General features: G+C 70.0%; 21 protein-coding genes. 11 read left to right on the forward strand and 10 right to left on the reverse strand.

The window, feature by feature from the left end; translation table 11 throughout:
• Window positions 1-7: 7 nt before the first annotated feature.
• Window positions 8-1,333 carry a cytochrome P450 gene (locus tag FB561_RS12800; RefSeq protein WP_145806334.1) on the reverse strand — a complete coding sequence of 442 codons (1,326 nt, stop codon included), beginning with the start codon at window positions 1,331-1,333 and terminating at the stop codon, window positions 8-10.
• 196 nt (window positions 1,334-1,529) lie between these two features.
• A complete protein-coding gene (locus FB561_RS12805; protein ID WP_145806336.1) occupies window positions 1,530-4,544 on the reverse strand; it encodes an alpha-mannosidase in 3,015 nt (1,004 codons plus the stop codon).
• A 225-nt stretch (window positions 4,545-4,769) separates the two neighbouring features.
• Between FB561_RS12805 and FB561_RS12810 the strand changes: the two genes are divergently transcribed.
• Both FB561_RS12810 and FB561_RS12815 read left to right on the forward strand, forming a co-directional pair.
• The gene (locus FB561_RS12810) at window positions 4,770-5,765 is read left to right on the forward strand and encodes a TAXI family TRAP transporter solute-binding subunit (protein ID WP_145806338.1); all 996 of its coding nucleotides are present in this window, start codon (window positions 4,770-4,772) and stop codon (window positions 5,763-5,765) included.
• Between the two features lie 39 nt (window positions 5,766-5,804).
• On the forward strand, window positions 5,805-6,350 hold the full coding sequence (locus FB561_RS12815; RefSeq protein ID WP_145806340.1) for a GNAT family N-acetyltransferase: 546 nt from the start codon (window positions 5,805-5,807) through the stop codon (window positions 6,348-6,350).
• A 29-nt stretch (window positions 6,351-6,379) separates the two neighbouring features.
• Here the strand turns inward: FB561_RS12815 and FB561_RS12820 are convergent, their stop codons facing one another.
• Together FB561_RS12820 and FB561_RS12825 are read right to left on the reverse strand one after the other, a co-directional pair.
• Entirely contained in the window at window positions 6,380-7,753 is a 1,374-nt protein-coding gene (locus FB561_RS12820; protein WP_238334789.1) for a sensor histidine kinase, read from the reverse strand.
• Between the two features lie 3 nt (window positions 7,754-7,756).
• Complete coding sequence (locus tag FB561_RS12825) at window positions 7,757-8,422, reverse strand: response regulator transcription factor (protein WP_012918592.1); 666 nt, start codon at window positions 8,420-8,422, stop codon at window positions 7,757-7,759.
• Window positions 8,423-8,539: 117 nt separating this feature from the next.
• Between FB561_RS12825 and FB561_RS12830 the strand changes: the two genes are divergently transcribed.
• Window positions 8,540-10,567, forward strand: a complete 2,028-nt coding sequence (locus FB561_RS12830) for a TRAP transporter permease (RefSeq protein WP_145806342.1) — start codon at window positions 8,540-8,542, stop codon at window positions 10,565-10,567.
• Window positions 10,567-11,547, forward strand: a complete 981-nt coding sequence (locus tag FB561_RS12835) for a TAXI family TRAP transporter solute-binding subunit (protein WP_145806344.1) — start codon at window positions 10,567-10,569, stop codon at window positions 11,545-11,547. Before FB561_RS12830 ends, FB561_RS12835 begins: the two co-directional genes overlap by 1 nt.
• A gap of 252 nt (window positions 11,548-11,799) precedes the next feature.
• Here FB561_RS12835 and FB561_RS12840 read toward each other — a convergent pair whose 3' ends face one another.
• Window positions 11,800-12,477, reverse strand: coding sequence for a hypothetical protein (locus FB561_RS12840; RefSeq protein ID WP_145806346.1), 678 nt, complete (start codon window positions 12,475-12,477; stop codon window positions 11,800-11,802).
• 138 nt (window positions 12,478-12,615) lie between these two features.
• Between FB561_RS12840 and FB561_RS12845 the strand changes: the two genes are divergently transcribed.
• A complete protein-coding gene (locus FB561_RS12845; RefSeq protein WP_238334790.1) occupies window positions 12,616-13,278 on the forward strand; it encodes a flavin reductase family protein in 663 nt (220 codons plus the stop codon).
• 56 nt (window positions 13,279-13,334) lie between these two features.
• Here FB561_RS12845 and mgrA read toward each other — a convergent pair whose 3' ends face one another.
• Entirely contained in the window at window positions 13,335-14,369 is a 1,035-nt protein-coding gene (gene mgrA / locus FB561_RS12850; protein WP_145806350.1) for an L-glyceraldehyde 3-phosphate reductase, read from the reverse strand.
• Between the two features lie 95 nt (window positions 14,370-14,464).
• A complete protein-coding gene (locus FB561_RS12855) occupies window positions 14,465-15,457 on the reverse strand; it encodes a phosphotransferase family protein (RefSeq protein ID WP_170284651.1) in 993 nt (330 codons plus the stop codon).
• A 258-nt stretch (window positions 15,458-15,715) separates the two neighbouring features.
• Between FB561_RS12855 and FB561_RS12860 the strand changes: the two genes are divergently transcribed.
• From FB561_RS12860 to FB561_RS12875, 4 genes are all read left to right on the forward strand, one after another.
• The gene (locus FB561_RS12860; RefSeq protein WP_145806354.1) at window positions 15,716-16,207 is read left to right on the forward strand and encodes a DUF3253 domain-containing protein; all 492 of its coding nucleotides are present in this window, start codon (window positions 15,716-15,718) and stop codon (window positions 16,205-16,207) included.
• A gap of 135 nt (window positions 16,208-16,342) precedes the next feature.
• Window positions 16,343-16,945 carry a flavin reductase family protein gene (locus tag FB561_RS12865; RefSeq protein ID WP_238334791.1) on the forward strand — a complete coding sequence of 201 codons (603 nt, stop codon included), beginning with the start codon at window positions 16,343-16,345 and terminating at the stop codon, window positions 16,943-16,945.
• Window positions 16,946-17,134: 189 nt separating this feature from the next.
• A complete protein-coding gene (locus tag FB561_RS12870; RefSeq protein ID WP_145806358.1) occupies window positions 17,135-18,814 on the forward strand; it encodes a molybdopterin-dependent oxidoreductase in 1,680 nt (559 codons plus the stop codon).
• Window positions 18,815-18,916: 102 nt separating this feature from the next.
• Entirely contained in the window at window positions 18,917-19,585 is a 669-nt protein-coding gene (locus FB561_RS12875; RefSeq protein ID WP_145806361.1) for a fasciclin domain-containing protein, read from the forward strand.
• 5 nt (window positions 19,586-19,590) lie between these two features.
• Here FB561_RS12875 and FB561_RS12880 read toward each other — a convergent pair whose 3' ends face one another.
• Together FB561_RS12880 and FB561_RS12885 are read right to left on the reverse strand one after the other, a co-directional pair.
• On the reverse strand, window positions 19,591-21,024 hold the full coding sequence (locus tag FB561_RS12880; RefSeq protein ID WP_145806363.1) for a pyridoxal phosphate-dependent decarboxylase family protein: 1,434 nt from the start codon (window positions 21,022-21,024) through the stop codon (window positions 19,591-19,593).
• A 14-nt stretch (window positions 21,025-21,038) separates the two neighbouring features.
• The gene (locus FB561_RS12885; RefSeq protein ID WP_145806365.1) at window positions 21,039-21,998 is read right to left on the reverse strand and encodes a DUF1444 domain-containing protein; all 960 of its coding nucleotides are present in this window, start codon (window positions 21,996-21,998) and stop codon (window positions 21,039-21,041) included.
• A 130-nt stretch (window positions 21,999-22,128) separates the two neighbouring features.
• Here FB561_RS12885 and FB561_RS37870 point away from each other — a divergent pair, with 130 nt between their 5' ends.
• Both FB561_RS37870 and FB561_RS12890 read left to right on the forward strand, forming a co-directional pair.
• Window positions 22,129-22,266: a hypothetical protein gene (locus tag FB561_RS37870; RefSeq protein WP_170284652.1), complete on the forward strand. Its 138-nt coding sequence runs from the start codon at window positions 22,129-22,131 to the stop codon at window positions 22,264-22,266.
• Window positions 22,263-22,919, forward strand: a complete 657-nt coding sequence (locus tag FB561_RS12890) for a potassium channel family protein (RefSeq protein WP_145806367.1) — start codon at window positions 22,263-22,265, stop codon at window positions 22,917-22,919. The genes FB561_RS37870 and FB561_RS12890 overlap by 4 nt, the downstream gene beginning before the upstream one ends.
• Here the strand turns inward: FB561_RS12890 and FB561_RS12895 are convergent.
• On the reverse strand, window positions 22,916-23,551 hold the full coding sequence (locus tag FB561_RS12895) for a TetR/AcrR family transcriptional regulator (RefSeq protein WP_202880601.1): 636 nt from the start codon (window positions 23,549-23,551) through the stop codon (window positions 22,916-22,918). The two genes, FB561_RS12890 and FB561_RS12895, sit on opposite strands and share 4 nt — an antisense overlap.
• Window positions 23,552-23,567 lie beyond the last annotated feature (16 nt).

Below are 23,567 nucleotides of genomic sequence, written 5' to 3' on the forward strand. Positions count from 1 at the left end.
TCCCGGGTTAGCGGGGTGTGGCTGTGACTGTGCAGCCTTGGGAGGGGACGAGGGTTACGTTGCGGGGTTTGGGTTTTTCTGGGGTTGGGGTGGTGGGGCGGAGGGTGTAGTGGGTAAGGGCGGCTCGGAGGATCTCGGTGGCTTCGAGGAGGGAGAAGCCGGCTCCTATGCAGCGGCGGGCTCCTCCGCCGAAAGGGAGCCAGGTCGAGGGGGACGGGGGGTTGTCGGACAGGAAGCGGTCCGGGCGGAACTCGGTGGGCTCCGGGTAGTGGGCGTTGTCGGCGTGCAGGAGGCCCATCGCCGGCATGATCGTGGTCCCGCGGGGGAGGCGGTAGCCGGCGATTTCCACCGTCTCGGTGACGCGGCGGCCGACCTGGTACACGACCGGGTGGAGCCGGAGAGCCTCCTTGGTGATCGCTTCCAGTCTTGCGTCGTCGCCCTCGTCGGCGGCGCGTTGGGCGGCTCGGAGTTCTTCGGGGCGGCGGGCGAGTTCGTGAAAGGCCCAGGCCAGACCGGTTGCGGTGGTTTCGTGGCCGGCCAGGAGGAGGGTGACCAGCTGGTCGCGGAGTTCGGTGTCGGACCAGGTACCGGCGGCCAGCAGGCGGCTGAGTACGTCGTTGCGTCCGGCAAGGTTCTTGCGGCGGGCCGCGATCTCGGCGTACAGGATCTCGTCGACGCGGCGTTGCACGTCGAGGTAGGTGCGCCACGGTGGGAAGCGGAGCAGCCGTGGATAGAAGCCGCCGAGCATGATCACCGGGGAGACCGACACCACCTTGTCGACCAGCGGGCGCAGCTCGGCCAGCCGGTCGGAGTCGGTCACGCCGAAGACCACCTGGAGGATCACCTCGAGGGTGAGATCGCGCATCCGGTCGTGCAGCCGGAACGGCACCCCGACCGGCCACTTCGCCACGTCCGCCCGGGCCAGTTCGCCGATCATGTCCGCGTACCCGCGCAGCGCGTTGCCGAGGAACGCGGGCATCAGCTGCCGCCGCATCCGGGCATGGTCCTCGTCGTCGATCAGCAGCAGCGAATGGTCGCCCATGATCGGCCGCAGCACCGTGTTGCCCTCGCCCGCGTGCATCACCGACGGCGCGGTCCGGAACACCTCGTGCATGTGCTCGGGCCGGCTCAGCACGACCACGACCCGGCTCGACGGGACCAGGCGGATCGTGAAGACGTCGCCGTACCGCGCTCGCATCCGCGGGAAGAACGTCTTGCGGTGACTCGCGAACAGCACGGTCTGGACCAGCGTCGGCCACCGTGGTCCCGGCGGCAGGGTCCGTGCCGTCCGACGGTCGAGCGTGCGCGAACCCAGCAAGGGCGTTGGGGTCATCGGCACCTCCCGAGCAGACGGCCCCACCACCGTACGTCGCCGAGGTGACCTGCGGGCGTTTGGTGGGTTAACCCCTGAACTGCAGGGTTGGCCCACGAAAATGCCGTGGGCCAACCCTGAACACGGTGGGTCAACCCACCAAAGTGCACCCGCCGCCGGGCCGGCCAGGAAGGCGGGCTCGGCGGCGGGGGCGTTGCTAGGCGCGGGTGAAGCGCAGGGTGAGGATCTGGAACGGACGGAGCTCGAACGAGACCCCGCCATCGGTCAGCTCGCGGTCGGCCAGCGGCCGCTCGAGCAGGTCGACCTCGGTGACCGCAGCGGCCGCGAAGCCCGGCGTGACGGTCGCGCGAGCGCGGCCGCCGGCGGACTCGTACAGCCGGACCACGACGTCCCCGGACCGGTCGTCGGCCAGCTTGATCGCCTCGACCACGACGTTCGGGTTGCTGATGGCAACGATCGGCTCGGCGCCCTCGGCCCCAGTGACGACCCGCTCCGGCAGGTTGATCCGGTAGCCCTCCTCGATCGCCTCGGGGATCCCGGCGCCGACCACCAGTGCGTGGTTCACGGTGTGCACGCCCTGGTCGGTCAACGGGTCGGGGAACCGCGGCGCCCGGATCAGCGAGGTCCGGATCGTCGTGGTGGTGCCGCCGTCGTCGCGGGCGGTCCGGTTGATGTCGTGGCCGTAGGTCGAGTCGTTGACCACGGCCACGCCGTACCCCGGCTCGCCGACGTGCACCCACCGGTGCGCCGCGATCTCGAACTTCGCCGCGTCCCACGAGGTGTTCTGGTGGGTCGGCCGGAAGATGTGCCCGAACTGGGTCTCCGAGGCGGACCGGTCGGCGTGTACGTCCACCGGGTACGCCGCCTTGAGGAACTTCTCCGACTCGTGCCAGTCGACCGTGGTCTCGATGTCGACCCGCTTCGCGCCCGGCCGCAGCCGCAGCGTCTGGACGATCGTGGACCGGTTGAAGGACCGCTTGACCACGACGGTCGCGATCCCGTCGACGGTGCTGAACTCGACCGAGTCGACCTCGGTGACGTCGCGGACGTTGTTCTTGTAGAACGAGTCGACGTCCCAGGCGTCCCAGTGGTTCGGGGTGTCCACGTGCAGCTGGAGCAGGTTGCCCGCGCTGCCCGGGGCGATCACCTCGCGCTCGGCGGCCACGTCGTACAGCGACGTGATCAGGCCGCGCTCGTCGACGGTGACCCGGACCAGGCCGTTGTCGAGGACGTTGCCGTCGACCGACGCCGCGGCACCCTCACCGGCCGCGATCCCGGCGCCGAGACCGGCCACGCCGTTGCGGCCGTGCGGGGCCGCGTTGAAGACGATCTGCGCGGAACCGTCGCCGGCCAGCGCCTGCTGTGCCTTGGCGATGATCGCCTCGAGCTCCTCGGCCAGCCGGGCGTACGTCGCCTCGGCCTCGCGGTGCACCCACGAGATCGAGGAGCCCGGGAGGATGTCGTGGAACTGGTTCAGCAGCACGGCCTTCCAGATCCGGTCCAGGTCCTCGTACGGGTACGCGTCCAGCTTGCCCGCCACCACGGCCGCCGCGGACCACAGCTCGGCCTCGCGGAGCAGGTGCTCGCTGCGCCGGTTGCCCTGCTTGGTCTTGGCCTGCGAGGTGTACGTCGCCCGGTGGATCTCCAGGTAGAGCTCACCGGACCAGACCGGCGCGTGCTCGCGGTACTCGTCCTCGGCGGCGCTGAAGAACTCGGTCGGGGACTCGATCGTGACCCGTGGCGAGGACTCCAGGTTCGCCACCCGGCGGGCCGTCGCGACGAACTCGCGGGTGGGGCCGCCGCCGCCGTCGCCGTAGCCGAACGGGACCAGCGAGCGGGTCGCGGCGCCGTTCTCCTGGAAGTTCCGCTGCGCGTGCGCGAGCTCGCGGCCGGACAGGTCGGAGTTGTAGGTGTCGATCGGCGGGAAGTGGGTGAACACCCGGGTGCCGTCGAGACCCTCCCACCAGAACGTGTGGTGCGGGAACTTGTTCTCCTTGTTCCAGGAGATCTTCTGGGTCAGGAACCACTTCGACCCGGACAGCTTCACCAGCTGCGGCAGCGCCGCGGTGTAGCCGAACGAGTCCGGCAGCCAGACCTCCTGGGTGTCGATCCCGTACTCGTCCAGGAAGAACTTCTTGCCGTGCACGAACTGCCGGGCCAGCGCCTCGCTGCCGGGCAGGTTGGTGTCGGACTCGACCCACATCCCGCCGACCGGGACGATGGTGCCGTCGGCAACGGCCTTCTTCAGCCGCTCCCACACCTCGGGGTAGTTGTCCTTCACCCAGGCGTGCTGCTGGGCCTGCGAGAAAGCGAAGACCAGCTCCGGGTACTCCTCGGCCAGGGTGGCGACGTTGGACACGGTCCGGGCCACCTTGCGCCGGGTCTCCCGCAGCGGCCACAGCCAGGCGGAGTCGATGTGCGCGTGCCCGACCGCGGACAGCTGGTGCGCGCTGGTGTGCGCGGGCCGGCTGAGCACGTCGGTGAGCTGGGCGCGCGCGTCGGACGCGGTCCCGGCGACGTCCTCGTAGTCCAGCGCGTCCAGGGCGCGGCTGAGGGCGCGGAGGATCTCGCGGCGCCGCGGCTCCTGCGGGCTGAGCTCCTTCTGCAGGCCGTCGAGGGCCTCCAGGTCGAGGATCAGGTCCCACACCTCGGCGTTGAACACGGCCAGGTCGGCGCGGGTCAGCTGGTAGATCGGGGTGTCGCCGAGCTTGGCGCCGATGTCGACCTTCGCGTACGCGTTGTCGAGCGGGATCTCCGGGTTCGCGGCGCCCTCGACGTAGAAGGTGATCTCGTCACCGGGCGACGCCGCGGTGCCGTCCGGCCCGAGGATCGACAGCGGGGCGTACGTCTGCCGCGGGTGCAGGCCCTTGAGCGGGACGCCCTTGGTGGTGTGGACCAGGCCCTCGGCGGAGAAGCCCGGGCCGCCGCTGAAGCCGAGGTCGATGACCGCCTCGATCTCCTGACCGGCCCACTCGGCCGGCACCTGGCCGCTGAACTTGAACCACGCGGTACCCCAGGCGGGGCCCCAGGGCAGGCCGATCTCGGCCGGCTCGTACGTCGCCGCGAGCGCCTCGGCGGGGGACACCGGCTCACCCGGCGCGTGCCACACCTCGATGGCCAGCGGAACGGAGGCGCCGTAGATCGCGGGGCGGATCCGCTCCCGCAGGGCGCGCTTGAGCCGCTCCTCGATCAGTTGTCGGTCGTCGTGCACGAAATCATCCTCCGATGACGGTGTTCCGCGGCCCTCCCGGCCGGCTGCGTTGACAACGCTGTCACACAAACTCCGACCCGTCCAGAGACTGTCTGCGCGCGACTGGTCGGGTACGTCACGTCCGCGCTCACGCACCGCCGCCGGGCGGTGCTCGCAGGGTGTCCACGGAGTGGTCCTGGCCACCGAACTACCCGCACGGACCGTTCGCCCTCTAAGTTGTCCCCCATGGATCGCCCCCGCCTGCTGAATCGACGCAGCGTGCTCGGCCTGGGCGCCGCGGCCGCGACCGCTCTGATCACCCCCGGCTGCTCCCGTGGCCGCTCCGACGAGCCCGCCCCGGGAGAACCGGCCAAGTTCGCCACCGGGAACGCGGGCGGCGTCTACAACATCTACGGCGCCGGCCTGGCCAAGCTGGTGACCGAGGTGACCGGTGTCGACCTGTCGGTGATCCCGACCGACGGCTCGGTGCAGAACCTCAAGCTGCTCGCGTCCGGCAACGCCGACATCGCCTTCAGCCTGTCCGACTCCGCGCTGGACGCCTGGGAGGGCGCCCCGGGGACGGCGTTCCAGAGCGGCGCCCTGCGGTTCACGGCGCTGGCCCGGACGTACGACAACTACGTACACGTGGTGGTCCCGGCCGCCTCGGACGTGTTCGACCTGAAGGGCCTCAAGGACAAGGTCGTCAGCATCGGCCCGCGCAACTCCGGCACCCGCGTGGTCGCCGAGCGGCTGCTGGCCACCGCCGGCGTCAAGGTGCGGCCGCAGTACTACGGGCTGGAGACCGCGGTCCAGGCGCTGAAGGACCGGATGAAGGATCCGCGCAAGGGCATCGACGCGCTGATCTGGAGCGGCGGCCTGCCGACCAACCCGATCCTCGGCCTGCAGTCCACGATCGGGTTCCGGCTGGTCGACATCGGCCCGGAGGCGGAGAGGATCGCCAACAAGCGCTTCGGCGGGTACGTGCTGTCGTCCATCCCGCCGTCGATCTACCAGCTCGCGGCCGCGGTCCCCACGCTCGCCGTCCCGAACTACCTGCTGGCCCGCCGCGGCCTGTCCGACTCGTGGGCCTGGTGGACCCTGAACACGATGTTCCGCCGCCAGACCGACCTGATGGCGATCCACCCCGAAGCCGGCTCGCTCGACGCCCGCTCGGCGATCGCCACCATGCCGATCCCGCTCCACGAGGCCGCCGAACGCTGGTACAAGAACAACCACATTTAATCGGGGGACCGGGCGTCGCCTGGGCGGCAAGATAGCGGTATGTCACTGCCTACCCCGACGCTGCAAACCGAGCGGCTGCGGCTGCGTCCGTTCGACGATGCGGACGCGGATGCGCTCTTCACGCTGCACAGCAACGCCTACGTACTGCGGTACTGGGATTCGCCGCCGTGGACCGAGCCCGCGCGCGCCGAGCGGTTCATCAAGGCCTGCCGGCAGCTGGAGGAGGACGGTGCCGGGGCGCGGCTGGCCGTGGAATCCGACGGGGCGTTCATCGGCTGGTGCGGCCTGACCAGCTGGAACCCGGACTTCCGGAGCGCGTCGCTGGGCTACTGCTTCGGCGAGGCGGCGTGGGGTCATGGGTACGCGACGGAGACGGCTCGCGCGGTCCTGCGGTGGGCCTTCGACACCCTGGACCTGAACCGGGTCCAGGCCGAGGCCGATACGCGCAACGTGGCCTCCGCCCGCGTCCTGGAGAAGCTCGGCTTCGTCCACGAAGGAACCCTGCGCGAGGACTGCATCGTGAACGGCGACGTCTCGGACTCGTGGGTGTACGGCCTCCTCCGGCGGGACTGGGCTCCAGCCTGAAGCGTCTCACCCGGGACGCAACGCTCGACCTAGTCCTCGTAGTCGTCGATCAGGGGGACGCGGACCTCGATGACCAGGCCGCCGCCGATCGGGGGACGGGCGACGACGCGGCCGCCGACGCGGGCGGCTTCGGAACGCACGATGGCCAGGCCCAGACCGGTACCGGGCATCTCGCGGTGGTGGGCGCTGCGCCAGAAGCGCTCGCCCACCTTCTTCAGATCGCGGGAGCCCAGTCCGAGGCCGTGGTCGCGGACCGCCATCACGACCTCGGTCCCGTCCCGCAGGACCGAGACCTCGACCGGAGGCGCGCCGTACTTGGCCGCGTTGTCGAGCAGGACGTCGAGGATGTCGTCCACCTCGAGCTCGGGGGCGACCCCGCCGGGGACCATCTCGCCGATGATCAGCTCCAGGTCGTCGGCCGCGTACACCGCCTTCCAGCCGACCAGGCGCTCCTTCACCGCCTGCGCCAGGTCGAGCGGTGCCTCGCTGCCCTCGGCCTCGATCCCCGGGCGGTCCGCGCCGGCGAGCCGGGAGAGCCGCTGGACGATCCGGCCGAGCCGGTCGATGTCGCTGAGCGCGAACCGGGCCGTCGGCGACAGCCGGGACAGCCCCTCGATGTGGATCCGGGCCGACGTCAGCGGGGTCCGGAGCTGGTGCGACGCGTCGGCGACGAACTCCCGCTCACGCTGCCGCGCCTGGTGCAGGCTGAGCGCCATCGAGTTGAAGCTGTCGCCGAGCCGGCGCAGCTCCGGCGCGCGGCCGTCGGTGGACACCCGGGTGTCCAGCGCGCCGCGGGTGATCTGGTGCGTCGCGTTGTCCAGGTCGTTCAGCGGCCGCAGTACCCAGCGGGTGATCGGCCGGACGATGCCGATGACGACGGCGCCGATCGCGATCAGCAGCCCGCCGACGAGCAGCAGCAGCCCGCGCTCGACCTGGTCGCGGCCCTTCTCGGTCGGTACCCGCAGCACCGCGGCGCCGAGCACGCGGCCGTTGTTGACGACCGGCCGTGCGACGACCATCTCACCGGAGCGCCACGGCCACAGCGCGGCCGGCTCGGCGGGCAGCCGGCCGGCCAGGGTGCTGTCCAGCGCGACCTTGAGGTCGGGCTCCTTCACGTCGACGCCGGACCGCGAGGTGGCGATCACCCGGCGGTCGACGTCGACGACGAAGACCGGGGTCGCGTAGAGCTGGTGGTACCGGACGGCGAGCTCGCGCAGGCTGGCGATGTCGCCGGACTGCAGCGGGGACTCGGCCATCGTGGCGAACCAGTCCGCGTCGTTGCTCCGGGACAGGAACAGCGTGCGCGAGGTGCTGGTCGCGATGTAGTTGGCGAGCGGGACGGCGGCGACGACGGCCAGGATGATGACCATCGGGACGAGGGACTGCAGCAGGCGACGGCGCAACGGTCAGTCCGAACCCAGGCGATAACCGACGCCCCGGATGGTCTGGACGAGTTCGGGCCGGCCGAGCTTGGCCCGCAGACTCGCGACGTGCACGTCCATCGTGCGCGACGATGCCTCGAAGACGGACTGCCAGGCGTACAGCGCGACCTGTTCTCGCGGTACCACCCGGCCGTGGTGTGCGGCCAGCACAGCTAGCACGTCGAACTCCTTGCGGGTCAGGCTGATGGGCTTGTCCGCGACCTGGACGGTGCGGGCCTCGATGTCCACGGTCAGGTCGCCGACCGTCACCCGGGGGCGGGGCTGGAGCAGCCCGGTCCGGCGCAGTACCGCGTCGATCCGGGCGAGTAGTTCGGAGATGGCGAACGGCTTGACCACGTAGTCGTCGGCGCCGCTGCGCAGACCGCGGACCCGGTCGGCGGCCTCACCGCGCGCCGTCACCGCGATCACCGGCACGTCCGACACCGTCCGGATCTGCCGGCAGACGTTGATGCCGTCCCCGTCCGGCAGCCCGAGGTCCAGCAGGACCAGGTCGCCGGGGTCGGCGGCCAACGCGTCCGCGGCCGTCCGTACGTGGGTCACCATCAGCCCGTACCGGCGCAACGCAGGTATCAGAGCGTTGGCGATATCGAGATCGTCTTCGACCAACAGAATCCTGACCGCGCCGCTCATGCCGTGATCGTAGGGCAGGAGACGTTCATCTGTGTCAGATCTTGGTAAAGACGTAATCACGCGACTCCAGGCCGTGGTCGCCCACACTAGCCTTCGAGCACAGGAGGACACCGCTTCATGACTGTCGGTATTGGTACCGGGGCGGGCCCCGCTGCGCCGTCCGAATCCGAACTGGCCGAGTACGAGCAGGAAAAGCCGGCTCGGCGGCTCCGCCCTGCCCTGGACCAGGCGATCTCGATCTGGTGCGCGGTGGTCAGCGTCGGCGTCCTCGCGCAGGTCTTCTTCCCGTTGTCGGCCGGCACCCAGTTCTACTTGGTGATCTTTCTCGCAGCCGTCCTTCCGATCACGCTTCTGTGCTATCGGGGCGGCAAGCTGCCCGCGTTCCTGAACCCGTTCAAGCGGGCCCGGACGCACGACGACCCGAGCGTCTTCGACTGGGTCCTCGCGGTCGCCGCGTTGCTGGTCTGTCTCTACCCGCTGCGCGACTTCGACGGCTTCCTCGAGCGACGGCAGGCGCCGACGGCGATGGACGTCCTGGTCGGCGCGATCCTCCTCGTCCTGCTGCTGGAGGCCTGCCGGCGAACCACGGGCTGGGTCCTGCCGGTGGTCAGCCTGGTCTTCATCGCCTACGCGTACTACGGCGGCTACCTGCCGTACCAGTGGTCGCTGGCGCACCAGGGCTTCAACTTCGACGCGATCGTCGCGCAGTTCACGATGGGCACGGCCGGGTTCTACGGAACGCCGCTGAGCGTGGCCGCCAGTTACATCGTGCTCTTCACCATCTACGGTGCGGTGCTCGACTACTCGGGCGCCGGCAAGTTCTTCATCGATCTGTCGTTCGCCGCCTTCAAGCGCAGCCGGACCGCGCCGGGCCGCACGGTCACCCTGGCCGGCTTCCTGCTCGGCAGCGTGTCCGGTTCGGGCACAGCGACCGCGGTGTCACTGGGGACCGTGTCGTGGCCGATCCTGCGGCGCGCCGGCTACCCGGCCGAACCAGCCGGCGGCATGCTCGCCGCCGCGGGTATCGGCGCGATCCTGTCGCCGCCGACCCTGGGCGCGGCCGCGTTCATCATCGCCGAGTTCCTGCAGGTCTCGTACCTGACCGTGCTCGGCTACGCGGTGATCCCGACGATCCTGTACTACCTGGGCATCCTGCTCGCGATCGAGATGGACGCCCGGCGGCACGGGACGACGTCCGCCGAGACGTCCACGCAGTCGGCCCGCAAGCTGCTGCTGCGGTTCAGCTACCACTTCCTGTCGCTGTTCGTGATCATCGCGTTCATGGCGGTGGACGTGCCGCCGTTCAAGGCCGTCGTGTACGCGGTGATCATCCAGTTCGCGCTGTCGTTCCTGGACAAGGAGCATCGGCTGACCGCGGGGCCGCTGTTCAAAGCGCTTGCCCAGGGCACCCGTTCGGTGCTGCCGGTGGCGGCGACCTGCGCGACCGCGGGCGTCATCGTCGCGGTGACCACGCAGACCGGGCTCGGGCTCAACCTGGCCGAGATCATCGTGGACGCCGGCCACGGCCTGACCGACAACGCCACCGTGGTGCTGATCCTGACCGTGGTGCTGTCGGCGATCGCGGTGCTGATCCTCGGGCTAGCGGTGCCGGTGACCGCGTCGTTCATCATCGCGGCCGTGATCATCGCCCCGGCCCTGGTACAACTCGGGGTCACCCAGCCCGAGGCGTACATGTTCATCTTCTACTACGCGGTGCTGTCCGAGGTGTCGCCGCCGACCGCGCTGGCCGCCGTCGCGACGTCCGCGATCACCGGTGGCCGGACGATGGCGACGATGTGGCAGGCGTGGAAGTACACGCTGCCCGCGTTCCTGGTGCCGTTCGCTTTCGTGCTGACCGACAACGGTTCGCACCTGCTCGGTCAGGGAAGCCTGGTCGGCATGCTGTGGACGTTGCTGGTGTCGATGTTCGCGGTCGCCGCGCTGGCCGTGGTGACCGGTGGCTGGATCGCGATCGGGACCAGCTGGGTCGAGCGTGCCCTCTGCGTTCCGGCCGCGTTGCTGCTGCTTTACCTCGCGCCCGTAACCATCGCGGCCGGAATCGGTTTGCTAGTCGTTGCCGTCGTCATCAATCTGGTCCGGCGGCAGCGCCAGGCCGCCGCCGTAGAGGAAGGAACCCTCACCTGATGAGAACCCGTCGCCTCCCCGCCGCTGTGGTCGCGATCGCCGCCGCCTGCTCCCTGGTCGCCTGCGGTGGCCAGCGCGAACCCGACGCCGGCGGTGCCGGTACCGAAGGTGGCCGGCTCACCATCGCCACCGGCAACACCACCGGCGTGTACTACCAGCTCGGTGGCGCGATGGCGAAGGTGATCTCCGACAAGGTCGAGGGGTACCGGGCCACCGCGAGCGAGACCGGCGCCTCGGTGCAGAACGTGCAGGGCCTGGTGGCCGGCAACTACGACGTGGCGTTCTCGCTCGGCGACACCGCGACCGACGCGGTGAAGGGCCAGAACAGCTTCCAGCAGCCGCAGGACGTGGTCGCGCTGACCCGGCTGTACCCGAACTACACCCAGGTCGCGGTCCGCGCCTCGGCCGGGATCACCAAGATCGCCGACCTGAAGGGCAAGCGGGTCTCCACCGGCTCGCCGAACTCCGGCACCGAGGTGATCGCGCGCCGGCTGCTCACCGCGGCCGGCCTCGACCCGGCCCGCGACATCACCGCGCAGCGGCTCGGTCTGCCCGAGTCGGTGGACGCGATGAAGAGCGGCTCGATCGACGCGCTGGTCTGGTCCGGCGGTATCCCGACCGGTGGGATCACCGACCTGACCACGAGCCTGGGCAAGGACGTCAAGCTGATCCCGATCACCGACCTGCTGCCCGCGCTGCAGTCGAAGTACGGCACGATCTACCAGGAGGGCACGATCCCGGCCGCGGCGTACAAGCAGCCGGCCGACGTGGCGACCATCATCGTCCCGAACGTGCTGCTGGTCCGGAAGAACATGCCCGACGAGCTGGCCGAGAAGCTGACCAAGGTGATTTACGAGAACAAGGACGCGCTGGTCCAGGTGAACGCGGCCGCCAAGGACATCACCCTGGAGACCGCGGCCCAGACCGACCCGGTGCCGCTGCACCCCGGCTCGAAGAAGGCGATCGACTCGCTCAAGTAACCCCCTGGATTCGTCCTCCTCCGCACACCAGGCGCAGCGGGGGAGGGCGATAGGGTCCCATCTCCGCCGTTAGGCGCAGCGGAGACGGGAACCGCTCCCACCTCCGCACAACAGGCGCAGCGGAGGCGGGTACCACCCCTCTTCCACCACCAGGCGCAGTGGGAGAGGGACGGCCGGGCCCGGCCGTCGGAGGCATCCGGCGGTTCCGGGCCCGGCCTTCGTTCTGCGCCGGGGCGCCGGAGACGCCTTCGTCTAGTCCGCGGTGCCGGTCCGGTCGGGCGGCGGTTCGGGGCCGTTGGGCATCGGTGTGCCGCGGAGGTAGTGGGAGAGCGCGGAGTCGCGTTTGGGGTGGACGTGGTACCGCGTCGGGACCACGCGGCCCTCGGCGCTGTCCCAGGCCGTGTCGGCGAGGCGCCACATCTTGTGCGCGAGCCGGCCGGTCATCCCGGTGTGCGGCGAGAACGGATGCGCCCGGGTCGGCGCGACCTCCTCGGCGCTGAGCAGTTCCTCGGTGAGCACGCTGACGTGCTGGCTGTCGAGCTGTTCCCCGAGTTTCCGGCCGCACTCCGCCTCGAGCGTCTCGTGCTCGTCGAGCAGCCGGTCGATCACCTGCCACACCTCGTCCTGGGTCAGGTGCAGGACCCGGCTGTCGCCGTACTGCCGGGCCTTGAGGAACCGGAGCGAGCGCTCCAGCTGTTTCGCGTTGCCGACGTACGTCGCGACCAGGTTCCGTCCGTCCGGCAAGCGGCGGACGTGCGGCAGCAGGACGTCCTCCGCCGCGGCCAGGTGTTGCGCGGCGATGGCGTAGAACCAGTCGGTCTCGTGCCGGCGATCCGGCCGGGAGGCCTCCGGCTGATGTGCCGGCTCGGCCAGTTCCCGGATCCGCTGGTGCTCGTAGCCGAGCGCCAGTTCGAGCGTCGAAGCGGTCATCGCAACCACCTCCAGAGGGGTTGCTTCCAGGTTGCGCCTCTCCCCGGTACCCAGGCAACCGCTTCGGCACGCGCCGTAGTCGCGGGCCGGGCCTCACACATCTCGGCGTGGGCGCGTTCCATCGGCATGAAGCGTGTGGTGGAACCCAAGGTCCTGTACTTCGGTACCCCGGTGGTACTGATCAGCTCCCGCAACCCCGACGGCAGTACGAACCTCGGCCCGATGTCGTCCGCTTGGTGGCTGGACCGCAGCGCGATGCTCGGGATGAGCCGGGGGTCGCAGACGGTGCGCAACCTGACCGAGCGGCCGGAGTGCATCCTCAACCTGGTCGATCCCGCGATGGTCGAGGCGCTGGACCGGATCGCGCTGCTGACCGGGGCGACCGAGTTCTCGGAGGCGAAGCGGCGCCGCGGCTACCGGTACGAGCCGGACAAGTTCGCCGCCGGTGGGCTGACCCGCGAACCCGGTGGCCTGGTGGACGTCGACGCGGTGGCGGAGTGCCCGATCAGCCTGGAGGGCCGGATCGTCGCCATCCACACGATCGGCGGACCGAACTCGGCCCTGCGCGCGCTGGAGATGAAGGTCGAGCAGGTCTCGGTCCGCGAGGACCTGCTGATGGAGCAGCACGAGAACTACATCGACCCGCTCCGCTGGGACCCGTTGATCATGAAGTTCACCGAGTACTTCGCCGGTGGCCGGCCCGCCTACCCGTCGTCGCTGGCGCAGGGCTGGAGCATGCCGCCGATGCCCATGCCCGCCACGCTCACCGAGCAGGCGACGCTCACCGAGCAGGTGAGCTGAGCGAGGACCCGGTACGGCCAGGCGCGCGGGATCTGCTCGCGCGCCTGGCCGGGGGATCAGCTGTCCGAGCTCTTCTTCCAGAGGTTGATGCCCGCCTCGACCGCGTCGGCGTCGATGGCGTCCAGCTCCTCGGTGCTGAAGCCGAGCTTCTTCACCGCGGCCAGGTTGTCCTCCAGCTGGGCGACGCTGGACGCGCCGATCAGCGCGCTGGTGACCCGGTCGTCGCGCAGGGTCCACGCCAGCGCCAGCTGCGCGATCGACTGACCGCGCTCCTTGGCGATCTCACCGAGCGCGCGGACGTGCTTCAGCGTCTCGTCGGTCAGGGTGTCCGGGTTCAGCGACTTGCCCTGCGACGCCCGCGAACCCTCCGGCACACCGTTCAGGTACCGGTCGGTCAGCATGCCCTGGGCGAGCGGGGAGAACGCGATCACGCCGACCCCGAGCTCACCGACGGCGTCGAGCAGGTCCTCCTCGATCCACCGGTTCAGCATCGAGTACGACGGCTGGTGGATGAGCAGCGGCGTGCCGAGCTCCTGCAGGATGCGGGCCGCCTCGCGGGTCCGGTCCGCGGAGTACGAGGAGATGCCGGCGTACAGCGCCTTGCCGGACCGGACGGCGGCGTCGAGCGCGCCCATCGTCTCCTCCAGCGGCGTGTCCGGGTCGAACCGGTGCGAGTAGAAGATGTCGACGTAGTCCAGCCCCATCCGGGACAGCGACTGGTCGAGCGAGGCGAGCAGGTACTTGCGAGACCCGCCACCCTGCCCGTACGGCCCCGGCCACATGTCGTAGCCGGCCTTGGTCGAGATGATCAGCTCGTCCCGGTACGGCTTGAAGTCCCGCGCGAAGTGGGTGCCGAAGTTGGTCTCCGCCGAGCCGTACGGCGGGCCGTAGTTGTTCGCCAGGTCGAAGTGGGTGACACCGAGGTCGAACGCCCGCCGCAGGATGTCCCGCTGGGTCGCGAACGGCTTGTCGTCGCCGAAGTTGTGCCACAGGCCGAGCGAGATCGCCGGCAGCTGCAGTCCGCTGCGGCCGGTTCGCCGGTAGGCCATCTGGTCGTCGTACCGCTCCTGAGCAGCTACGTAGTCAGTCACGGAACCTCAGTCTGCCTCATGACAGGACAAGTCCGCGAACCCTTGTTTTATGGCAGAAACCCGGTCGATCAGTGCCAGCAACTCACCTTCTTGATCTATCCCAACCCGGCCCAAGGTGACGACGGAGCGCCGGCGAAGAACCGCAGTGCCCCCAGCAACCGCGCCGCCGGGGGAGCCGTCCAGTGCCGGTACTCCGGCCGCGGCGCCGCCTGCCCTAGCCCGGCGAGCCCCCAGCAAAGGTGGAACCACAGAGCCGCCGCCTCCAACTCGCCTTCCGCAAACCTGATGGGCTCGTGGTCGGCAGTTGCCGACTCGGTCGCTGGGCCTGGCCGGCGGCCTCGTCCTGGGTCGTCGGCTGCCGCGGCGGCTCGGTAGCTCGGCAGGATCGCGGCGACCTGCTCGAGCCGCAACTTCGCGAACTCCATCCCGCGCGGACCCCAGGACGCATCGCCCCAGTCGATCAGCGCAGCGAATCCGCCGGTCTCGTCGACGAGCAGATTCTGCGGCGCGACATCCCCGTGCAGCAGCACGTACGGCGCCTCCCGGTCGAACCGCCCCGCCAACCGCCGGAACCACCCACCGAACTCGTCCGCTGCCGCCCGATCGAGAATCCCCCGCTGCGCCAACTCGTCGACGATCCGCCAAGGATCCCCACCATCGTCGTCCGGCACCCCGTCCACCGCCGACGGTGCCATCCGATGAACCCGGGCCAACTGCACCCCGAGCTCACCCCACAACCCATCTCCTCCGGAACCGGCCGGGCCGGAACCGTTCACGGGCCGGGCGTCGTCCGCCAACTCGGTGCCGTGAACCCGCTCCATCACCGCGTACGGCGCATCGATCAACGCCTGGGACTCGTCGTACTCCACGACAGCCGGAGTCCGTACGCCGAGAAGCCGCGCACCGGGGATCACCTGCACCTCCTTCCGCAGATCGCTCTCAAACTCGGCAGTCCGCGGCACCCGCAGCACGAGGTCGTCGCCGAGCAGGTAGACCCGATTCGCAACGCCGCCCACCAACTCCCGGACACCACCGGCCGCGACCCCGTGACGCCCGGCCACCGCGTAAACCCCACTCAACTCATCCACCCGCGCGAGTCTGCTGCGGGAACCGGACACCTGACAACGACGCCGGGGCCGCCCGGACGGTGAACGTCCGCGAAACTGTGGTCACGAGGTGTTCCTTTCGCCAGGTGAGGTCACGACTCGCCACTCGGTACCCAGGTGAGCTGCAGGAGACCGTTCCGGTCGAGGCGGTACCGACCGGGGACTACCTCGGACAGTGGCGGCGGGTCGCCGGGGCGCTGCTGAAGGGGTTCTTATCGCTTTGAGGGGAACAGGGCTCACGTGACCAGCGATGACGACGCCACCACCACGGCGGACGGACGGTATGTGATCGTGTCTGGCCGGCGGTGGCGGGCCAGTGACCCTGCTGTCCCGGCGGCGTTGCGTCAGGAACTGGTCGACGAGTTGATGGAAGCTCGCCGGCTCGTCCGCAGCGATCCTGACGCGGCTCGTCCGCGAGTGCAGGACGCCAAAGTCGCGCTGGGCGAACGGGGCGAGCCCTGGTGGGAACCGACGTCCGACGGCCGCCGGGCGAGGCTGGCGGCGACGATGCGCGCCTTGTTGTGGCACCGTCGCGCCGACGCGACCATCTGCCCGAGCGACGCCGCCCGGGTCGTCGGCGGCGAGGCGTGGCGCGACTTGATGCAGACGGCACGGGAGGTGGCCGGGGAGCTGGCTCGTGAAGGACGGATCGTCGTTCGCCAACAGGGCGCCGAGGTCGACGCGGCCGAAGCGGCTGGACCTGTTCGCCTTGCACGCGGCCCTGACTGGTAGCTGAACCTCTTCCCCGGGCGAAATTCTGCCGCGGGAACCGCACATGTGGCTGACGGTCTCGGGCCGGGGCTGCGGCGGTCGGGGAGCCGGCGGCGGCATACTGGCGGTGTGCGTGTGGACCTCGACCCGGATGCCGTGAGCAGTAGAGAGTTCTACGCGACGCTGAACGCGGTGGTGGTTCCGCGGCCGATCGCCTGGGTGTCGACGATGGATGCCGACGGCGTGCTGAACCTCGCGCCGCACTCGTTCTTCACCGTGGCCTGTGTGCGTCCGCCGATGGTGCAGTTCACCTCGGTCGGGCGGAAGGACAGTCTCAACAACGTCGAGGCGACCGGCGAGTTCGTGGTCAACTTCGCCACCGAGGCGCTGTTCGAACAGATCAACGCCACCGCCACGACCTTCCCGCCGGACATCTCCGAATTCGAAGCCGTCGGCCTCACCACCGAGCCTTCGCAGACGGTTGCGGTCCCGCGCGTCGCCGAATCCCCGGTCGCGATCGAATGCACCCTGCACACCACGCTGGAACTGGGTGACTCCACCGTCGTCATCGGCCGGGTCCGGCGGATCGCCATCGCCGCCGAGGTCCTGGACGGCAACCATCCCCTCATCGGCCGCCTCCGTCCACTGGCCCGCCTCGGCAAAGACGAGTGGTCCACCCTCGGCGAGGTCCGCTCCATCTCCCGCATCCGCTACACCGACTGGCCCGGCCACTACCCGCAGAATCCCCAGCACCCCTAGCTCTCCGGGTTCAGGCTGCCGACTTAATTCCTGACTGTTCAGGTAGTAGGCGATTGTCCGGGCGCGGGCGGGTGGTCGACGAGGCGGATCTCCTTGATCGGTAAGGATGTTCGAGCGAAGGCTGGGGGACAGCGGCAACTTTCTCGGGTTTTGACCTATCCGGGTCCGGTGGTGGTCCGAAGCACCGGCATGAGTTCGGTTCATCGGGGCTATGCGGCGCTCGGCGGGTTCCTGGCCGCCGGGGCCGGCCTCGGGTTGGGTGAACTCACCGCCGCACTGGCCGGGGGTACCTCGCCGGTGGTCGGAGTCGGGACGCAGCTGATCGACCTCGCGCCCGGACCCGCGAAGGACTGGGCGGTGAAGAATCTCGGCACCGCGGACAAGCCGATCCTGGTGGCCGGGGTGCTGGTCGCCGTGGCGGTTTTCGCTGTGGTGGCTGGGTTCCTGGGCGCTCGGCGGCCGCGGGTCGCGCTCGGGATGACGGTCCTGCTCGGGCTGCTGGCGATCCTGGCCGCGGCGACCGGGCGGTCGCTGGCGGGCAACTTCGCGCTCAGGATCCTGCCCGGCGTGGTGACGTTGCTGATAGCAACCTTCGGGATGGTGCTGGTACTGCGCGCGCTGGGGCACAGGCGCTTCGGCGGCGGTGTGCGTCGGAAGGTCGCCGCCGCCGAAGCCACCACCGAGCAGCCGGAAGCCACGGAGCAGCCGGAGGCCGCCGAGAAGCCGGACGTCGGGGAGCCGGTCTTCGAGATCGTCGTCGCGGGGAAGCCGCGCGCGGTGCTCGGTGCCGCGGAGGCGCCGGAGGGCTTTGATCGCCGGCGTTTCCTGGGGACGGCTCTCGCGCTCGGCGCTGCCGGCGCGGTCGGCCTGGCTGCCGCGCGAACCCTGCCTAGCGGAGTCGATGAGGCCACCCGGCGGGCCATCCGGATCCCGGTGCCGGTGGATCGGGCGAAGGCGGTGCCGACCGGGGCGTCGGTCGACGTGGCTGGGGTGAGCAGCTTCGTCACGCCGAACAAGTCCTTCTACCGGGTGGACACGCTGCTGACCGTGCCGAAGGTGGATCCGCGGAACTGGGAGTTGCGGATCCACGGCATGGTGGACCGCGAGCTCCGGCTGAGCTTCGCGGACCTGCTGGATCGCCGGCTGATCGAACGCGACATCACGCTGACCTGTGTCTCCAACGAGGTCGGTGGACCGTACGTCGGGAACGCGCGCTGGATCGGCGTACCGATCGCGGAGATCCTGCGCGAGGCCGGTGTCCAGGCCGGGGCGGACGCGGTGAAGTCGACCAGCGTCGACGGGCTCACGATCGGTACGCCGCTGCAGGCGCTCACCGACGGCCGGGACGCCCTCTTCGCGGTCGGGATGAACGGCGAGCCGCTGCCGTTCGACCACGGCTTCCCGGTCCGCATGGTGGTGCCGGGCCTGTTCGGCTTCGTCTCCGCGACCAAGTGGATCGTGGACTTCGAGGTCACCCGGTTCGCCGACTTCACCGCGTACTGGACCGAGCGTGGCTGGTCCGCGGAGGCGCCGATCAAGACCTCGTCGCGGATCGACGTGCCCAAGGGGTTCGCCCGGATCAAGGCCGGTCCCGCGGTCGCCGCCGGTGTCGCGTGGGCGCAGCGCCGCGGGGTCGCCAAGGTCGAGGTGCGGGTCGACGACGGACCGTGGCAGGAAGCGACGCTGGCGGCCGAGGACACCATCGACACCTGGCGGCAGTGGACGTTCCGCTGGAACGCGACGTCGGGCAACCACAGACTCACCGTCCGGGCGACCGACGGTGCGGGTGAAGTGCAGACGGACGAGAGTGCGCCGCCACGGCCGAACGGGTCGAGCGGACTGCACAACACGGTGGTGATCGTCGAATAGCCGACTCCTCCTGATCGCAACCCAGGTGGCGCCCGGCCGGATCGCCGGACCCTCGTCGCCCCTTGCAGGACCGCAGTACGAAACCCTTCGAAGGAGAAGACCATGTCCCACACCCTCAAGCGGGTAGCGCTCGCCGCCTCGGCCGTTTCGTTGCTCTTCGCAACCGCAGCATGTGGCGGCGGCGACGACTCGTCCGGCTCGTCCTCGCCGTCCACCAGCAGCTCGTCGTCGGCTCCGATGGAGACCCCGAGCGCATCGGAGTCGATGGACAACGCCGCCGGCCTGGTCGGACCGGGCTGCGCCGACTACGCCAAGGCCAACCCGAGCGGGGCCGGCTCGATCGACGGCATGGCCGCCGCCCCGGTCGCGACCGCCGCGTCCGGCAACCCGCTGCTGAAGACCCTGGTGTCCGCGGTGTCGGGCAAGCTGAACCCGAAGGTCAACCTGGTCAGCACGCTGAACAGCGCCGAGTTCACCGTCTTCGCCCCGGTCGACACCGCGTTCGCCAAGATCGACGCCAAGACCCTCGGCACGCTCAAGACCGACGACGCGATGCTCACCAAGATCCTGACCTACCACGTGGTGCCGGGTCAGCTGGCGCCGACGGCGGTCGCCGGTAAGCACGCCACGGTCGAGAAGCAGGAGCTCACCGTGGCCGGGTCGGGCGACAACCTGACCGTGAACAACGCCAAGGTGATCTGCGGCGGCGTGAAGACCGCCAACGCGACGGTCTACCTGATCGACTCGGTCCTGATGCCGCCGGCCGCCTGAGCCCTTCATTCCGGACCGGCACTGGACGGCGCCCGCTCAGCCGGGCGTCGTCCAGTTGTTGTCTGAGGCAACATGCTCCGGGCCGCCAGGATCGACTCCACCGACTGGTCCACGTCGCGCTCGGTGGTCAGGTGGTTGGACACCGAGATCCGCATGTACCGCCGGCCGCGCCAGGTGGTCCCGCCCATCCAGCAGACACCCGCTCGTTGGACATCGGCGATCACCGCATCGGTCTCCGCGTCGTCCCCGTACGACACCAGCACCTGGTTGAGCACCACGTCGTTCCCGATCTCGCAGCCCGCGGCCGCAAGCTGCTCCGCGAACCGCCGAGCCAGCACGCAGCACCGGTCCACCACTTCGCGCAGACCGTCGCGCCCCAGCTCCTGCAGCCCGGCCCAGGCGGCCAGCCCACGAGCGCGCCGCGAGGACTCCATCGCGTAGTCGCCCGGCTCCCGTTCGCCCGAGGACACCAGGTACGACGCCGTATAGGCCAGCGCACTCGCATGAGCATCCGGGTGCGCCGTGAACACGAACCCGTTGTCGTACGGCAGGTTGAGCCACTTGTGCCCGTCACACCCCCACGAGTCCGCCAGCTCGAGACCGGCCACCTGGTCCCGCAGCTCCGGACTCAGAGCGGCCCACATCCCGAACGCGCCGTCCACGTGCACCCAGCCGTCGTACTCGTGCACGATCTCGGCGGCCGGGCCGAGGGCGTCGGAATGACCCGTGTTCACGTTGCCCGCCTGGAGACAGACGATCAGTGGTCCTGTCTGACCGGCGAGCCTGCCGCGGAGGTCGTCGAGGTCGATCACGCCGTTGGCCGTCGTCCGGATCAGCTCGAGGCACCCGGATCCGAAGCCGAGCAACCGCAAGGAGCGATCGATGGTGGCGTGCCGTTCGTCGCCGGCCAGGATCCGCACCCGAGGCGCACCCATCAGGCCGTCGGTCTCGACGTCCCAGCCGGCTTGGGCGAGGACGTGGTTCCGTGCCGCCGCCAGGGCGACCGTGTTCGCGCCCTGGGCTCCGGTGACGAACCCGGCGGACGCCGTCGACGGCAGACCGAGCAGATCCTTCAACCAGTCCGCGGCGGCCTGCTCGGCGGCAGCGGCGGCCGGGGAGAGGATGCTGCTCATCGCGTTCTGGTCCCAGCCGGCGGCCAGGATCTCGGCGGCGGTCGCGGCCGGGAGGGCGCCGCCGGTCACGAAGCCGAAGTACCGCGGTCCGGCACTGGCGACGATGCCGCCCTCGGCCAGGGCGACGAGCTCGTCGACCACCTCGTCCGCCGGTCGGGGTGCGTCGCCGAGTGGGCGCCGGAAGTCCGCGCCGACCTCGCTGAACGGTTTGGGCGACCGGACCCTGCGTTCGGACAGGGACTGCCGGTACATCGCTGCGTGGCCGGCGGCATCGGCGAAGAGCTTCCGCAGGTCTGTCGGGTGCATGGTTCGACTCTCCCTTACTCGGGCCGCTCGGGACGAGAGTGCGGCAGGCTCTGGACGAGGGCGTGGAACGCGGCCGAGGACCGCAGGTCGCGGAAGTCGGGCGTCTGGGTGGTCGCCGACTGCCAGCTGGTCCCGGTGACCAGGTGGACCCACGGCGTCAGCGGGCCAGGGTGCTCGGCATGGGTCCGCAACGACATCCCCAGCATCGTGGCGAGAGCGGGCAGTACGGACAGGTCGGTCACCACGTGCACCAGCAACAGTCCGCGCACCGGCAAGGCCACCAGCACGCCGTACTCGGGATCCGGCACCTGCAGCGATTCGGCCAGCACCGTGTCGAGGACGAGCGCCCGTGAAGCGGTGAACGTGGAGCCGCTGAGCACCGCCACCCGGGCACCGTCGTGCTCGACGTACTCGACCTCGTCGGTGAGCCGGCGAAGGTTCGCCAGCCCGACCTCCTGCGCCTCGGTCCGGGTCATGCCGTAGTCGGCGGCGTCGAGGTGCATCGTGATCACGCCGTCGTCCTCCGTCGCGGGCACCGCGACGAGTCCCGGCAGGAAGTCGGGCAGGTCGGCGGTCCAGTCCGCGGGCAGAGCGGCGCGCGGCGTCAACCGCAGCAACAGCTCGCGCTCGGGATCGGCGGGTGGCGACGGTGGTCCGTCGACCAGCTGGTGGCGCAATCGGTCGAAGTGGTCGGCCACCAGCTGGGGCCAGCGGTGCTGCCGATGGGGGGCCACGATCCTGGCGAGATTCGTCAGCCCGGCCACGATCGGGGGATCGAGCCCTGGAAGGCCCGACAGCGACGGCCCCGGGATCAGCTCGAGACCGCCGGCCCCGTCGTACCGGGCGCGCAGCCCGCGGTCGCCCGCCGCGTCCGTGCACAGCCGGACCAGCTGGGTGGTCTGCGCCCGGGTGAGCGGGGTGAGTACGAAATGGTTGCCGTCGGCACGTTCGGTGGATGTGTCCTGGATGGTCATGGTCTCCACCTCCTCGACCCAGAAAGTACGAGGATGCGACCCCCGTTCTTCGGGGAACTTCGAGGCTGTGGACAACGTGGCCGATAGTCTGCGGGCGCCCGATCCGTCTCGACGAAGCTGCGAGGAGACCATGTCCGACCACCCGGCGTCGCGTTCGACCGCGGACACCCGGTTGTCGCTGTCGCACATCGCGGCGCAGAACGAGGCCGGCCGGCGCGCCGCCGACGAGGACACGCGAGCGAGACAAGCCGAAGAGGCCCGCAGATGACCTTCCTCGGCAGCGCGCGGCGGCATCCGTCGGCAATCCTGCTCGTCGTCCAGCTGCTCGGCGTGCTCGTGTACCCGGCGATGGAGGGCTCCCGCGGCGGCCGGGTCGCGTTCGAGACGCTCGGCATCGTCGTCCTGGTGCTCGCTGTCTTCTCGGTCCGTGCGACGCCCGGTCTCACCTGGGTCAGCGTCTGCCTCGGTATCCCGGCGGTCGTGCTGTCCCTGGTCGACGCGCTGCGGCCGATCGAGGTGATCGTGCCGATCTCGGCCGCCTTCCACGCGGCGTTCTACTTCTACGCGGCGTACAGCCTGTTGCGGTACATGCTGTCGGACCACGACGTGAGCGTGGACGAGCTCTACGCGACCGGCGCCACTTTCACCTTGGTGGCCTGGGGGTTCGCGTACGTCTTCGTGTTCGTCCAGGCGCTCGACCCGGGCAGCTTCACGGCGGCGGTGAACCCGGCGGCGGACCGGACCTGGATGGAGCTGCTGTTCCTCAGCTTCACCACGTTGTCGAGCACCGGGTTGAGCGACATCGTGCCGATCACCTCGTGGAGCCGGTCCGTCGTCATGCTCGAACAGCTCGCCGGCCTCGGGTACGTCGCGATGGTGGTGTCCCGCCTCGTCGGCCTGACCGTCGCCAAGCGGAGCTAAGACCTCCGCGGCCAGCCGGCCAGCAGATCCGCGGCAGCCCGCTGCGCCACCTCGGGGGCGTGCTCCATCGCGGCCACGCGGTAGCTCACCAACGCGCCCTCGTGCAGGAGCAGCAGGCGATCCGCGAGCTCCTCGACGTCGGCGAATCCGGCCTGCTCGGCCTGGGCCGCGAACTCCGAGCGCATCCACTGCTTCTGCCCGACGATGACGGGCATCGCCGGATGATCCGGGGCCGCCAGTTCCACGCTCGCGTTGATGAAACCGCAGCCACGGCGCGACTCGGCCATCCAGTCGGTCAGAGCCGCGAACAACGCCAGGATGACCTCCTCCGGCGTCGACGGCTCACGGTGCGCCAGTTGCTCGTCCAGGAACCCGTGCCACCGCCTGTTCCGGCGCTCCAAGTACGCCGCGATGAGCTGGTCCTTGGACCCGAACCGGTCGTACAGCGTCTTCTTCGTCACCTCGGCGGCGTTCGCGATCGCATCAACCCCGACCGCACGAATGCCCTGGTCGTAGAACAACGCCGACGCGGCCACCATGATCCGCTCACCGGCAGGGGTGAGCGGCTTGGCCGGGAGCTCGGCGCCGACACGTTGGACCAGCAGTCCGGGTCTCGCCTGCTGAGCAACCATACTGACAGTATACCGA

This window comes from Kribbella amoyensis, assembly GCF_007828865.1.
GTDB lineage: Bacteria > Actinomycetota > Actinomycetes > Propionibacteriales > Kribbellaceae > Kribbella > Kribbella amoyensis.